3 protein-coding genes are annotated in these 2,710 nt (G+C 68.9%); all 3 read left to right on the plus strand.

What is annotated here, in order from left to right; all coding sequences use genetic code 11:
* The first annotated feature begins 326 nt into the window (after positions 1-326).
* The 3 genes from PV721_RS42785 to PV721_RS42795 all read left to right on the plus strand — a co-directional run bounded on the left by PV721_RS42785 (position 327) and on the right by PV721_RS42795 (position 2,369).
* Positions 327-866, plus strand: a complete 540-nt coding sequence (locus PV721_RS42785) for an NUDIX domain-containing protein (protein WP_319734216.1) — start codon at positions 327-329, stop codon at positions 864-866.
* Positions 867-1,743: 877 nt separating this feature from the next.
* Positions 1,744-2,007, plus strand: a complete 264-nt coding sequence (locus PV721_RS42790) for a hypothetical protein (protein WP_319734218.1) — start codon at positions 1,744-1,746, stop codon at positions 2,005-2,007.
* Positions 2,004-2,369, plus strand: a complete 366-nt coding sequence (locus PV721_RS42795; protein ID WP_319734220.1) for a hypothetical protein — start codon at positions 2,004-2,006, stop codon at positions 2,367-2,369. Before PV721_RS42790 ends, PV721_RS42795 begins: the two co-directional genes overlap by 4 nt.
* Positions 2,370-2,710 lie beyond the last annotated feature (341 nt).

The raw sequence follows: 2,710 nt of genomic DNA on the forward strand, positions 1-2,710 counted from the left end.
TGCCGTTCCCGCACCCCGTCACCCCGTCCTCCGCGCCGCGGCCCCCGTCGCACCGGTGTTCGCGTCCCTTACCCGCGGGGTAGGCGGGCGAAGCCCTTCCGGTTCCCGGGGCCTCAGGCAGGCAGGTCGGCGGGCCAGTCCAGTAGGAGGGTCGGCGATGTCCAGGCTGCCCCGACGGGGCCACCTCCGTACCGGGATCCACCGAAAGCGGTACAGGCGATGCCACAATCCGGTGCTCGGCGCGATGCTGCCAAATGGGCCGTCCGAGGTCATACCTCGGGGCAAAGCCCGCCCGGCAACCGGGGCCCGCCGGAATACTGGCGGCCATGACGAACACCCCTGCCGCACCCGCCCCGTTCTCCCGGATCAAGATCCGGACTGCGGCGCTGGTGTTCTGCGGCGACGACGTCGCCCTCATTCGCCGCGACCGCGCCGACTCCACCCACTACACCCCGCCCGGTGGCAACGTCGAACACGGCGAAGACCTCACCCGCGCCCTCGCCCGCGAGCTCGCAGAAGAACTCGGCCTGGACACGGCGGCGGCCGAGGGCGGGGACCTGATGTGGGTCGTCGACCAGCGCGTGACCCGCCCGGGCCCCACCCCGCCGCCGCGTAAGCTCCACCTGATCTACCGCTTCCACATCAGCCCCGACCTCCGTGCGACCCTCGCCAAGCAGGAACTGGACGAGCTCCCCGACGGCAGCCACGAGGTCGGTGTCATCGAGTGGATCGACTACCGCAAGACCGCCGAGCTGCCCATCTTCCCGCCCATCGGCCCAGCCCTTGCCTCCCTCGCCGATCCGTACACCGCCGTCACTGACACGGCGCTGGATGCGGTCACCGACGCGAACTACACCTGGGTGTAGCGCTCACGCTTGTCAGGGCCGGATACGTGCTGGAGATCGTGTCCTGGGGCGCTGGCAACACCCGGCACCCTTGCCTCAGCTGGTGAGGGGCCGCACCTGCGGGGCGGACTTCGCCACCCACCGGAAGCCTGGCCGTCCCGGCGACGCCGTCAGCCCGCGCGACATTTGCCCCGACACCGGGCTCGTCCAAGAGCTGGGCGAGACAAAATCCGCAGGGCAGCGCACGTCGTACGGCCCGCCGCAGGATTTGCGGCCGCCACGACGCAGGCCTGCTCCAGGCGCGTCGCTGCCAGACGCCCACGGTCAGCGCCACCGAACCCGGGCCGGCTGCCGCCAGTCCGCAGAACCCGTCATCAGCACCATCAGCAGCAGCCCGAGCCGGTCTGTGACAGAACCCTGGCCCGCACGTCCGGCGAGCAGCTCGGCCGGGACCGGCGCCGGAGCACCTCCGCTCGCGCGGAGAGCACCGTTTGTTACCTGTGGCTCAGGAGAGCGTTTGGCCGGTGCTTGCCTGCAAACGTCGTCGAGTGCAGCCATGGGTTGACGGTGCACCCGCCTCCGCTCGCGCTGAGAGGACAACTGTTGCCGCTCCCCACACCCACCCTCTTCTGCCCATGGCCTCGGCCAGCCGTGGACCGTATTCGGGGGGCAGGGCGGCGGCCGCCTGGCTGGCACGCGGATCGACGAAGCCGTGGCGGGTAGAGCAACGAAGCGTTTCCAGGTGGTCGCCGGGCTGAGATCGGCTCCTGCGGTTGCCGTGATCATGGGCTGAGTGCGCTGATGCGACACGGCAGCACGTCCGCTGCGGCGGCTTGGCTGGGGGCTTGTACGCCATTTTGCTATCCATGGGTACCAGCACCTAGCTAGGGTGGTGTGTATGGCAAAGCAGACGAATATCCGACTGGACGAAGCTGTCAAAGCGGCCGCCGAGGACCGGGCCAAGCGCCGCGGTCTGAGCCTGCAGGGATACGTGGCCGATTTGATCGAGGCCGATGTGAACCAGTCACGTGCCGCCTTCATGGCTGGCGCAGCGGCGTTCCTGGCCGGGTACACGGAGGCGTTCGAGGCAGAGGTCGGTGAGGACCGGTACCCCGGTCTTCCGGCAGGGCTGGCGGAGAGCGCGCCGAGGGACGCCGCGTGAATCTCCGCATCGATCTCGCCTGGATCTTGGCAGTGGCGCAGCAGATCCCGGGAGATCCCCAGGTCGTCGACTACGGCGTGCCGGTGGCAGCCGAAGCACGTCATCGGGCGGAGGTCTTGGACCGCGAGGTTTATCCGGAGCCCCATCACAAAGCCGCAGCGCTGCTGTGCGAGCTGGCAAGGAACCCTAGCCTGGAGGTGAGGAACCTGCTGTTCGCGGCCACGGTGACCGCGGCCTATCTGTCGGCATGCGGCCTTCCTGTGAGTCCTGGTCTGGATACGGTTCTTCCCTTGGCCCGCGCGGCCCGGGACGGGCTTCCGGTGCGGGAGGTCGCCGCTCAGATCAAGACCTGGACGAGCTGATCCAGCAGGCCCACAGTTCCGTGCTGGTCCGGAAGGCACATGGCCGGCACCCGGCCGAGGCGTCGTCGTCTCCGGACCACCTTCGCTCGCGGAAAGCCGCAGCGCGCCGGTTGCCCAGCTCAGCTGCGTGACCCGTTGGAGCCATGCCTGCTCGCACTTCTTCAGCGAACTCCGTGATGCAGACGGCCCCTGCACCATGCTGCGAGCGGCATCGCGCACGCCCTGCTCCCTCGCCTCTTCTGAGAGGTCGTTTTCGCCTAAAATTGCCGCTTACCAGCCGATTCTCGGTGTGCCGGGTTGTGGTGAAGGTGAGGTCACCGAGGTGGTTGAGGCCTGCGGGG

The sequence above is a fragment of the Streptomyces sp. MB09-01 genome (assembly GCF_033794505.1).
Lineage (GTDB): Bacteria > Actinomycetota > Actinomycetes > Streptomycetales > Streptomycetaceae > Streptomyces.

Coding starts and splice junctions, on each gene's coding strand:
- PV721_RS42785 (WP_319734216.1), top strand. CDS start 327: ATGACGAACACCCCTGCCGCACCCGCCCCGTTCTCCCGGATCAAGATC.
- PV721_RS42790 (WP_319734218.1), top strand. CDS start 1,744: ATGGCAAAGCAGACGAATATCCGACTGGACGAAGCTGTCAAAGCGGCC.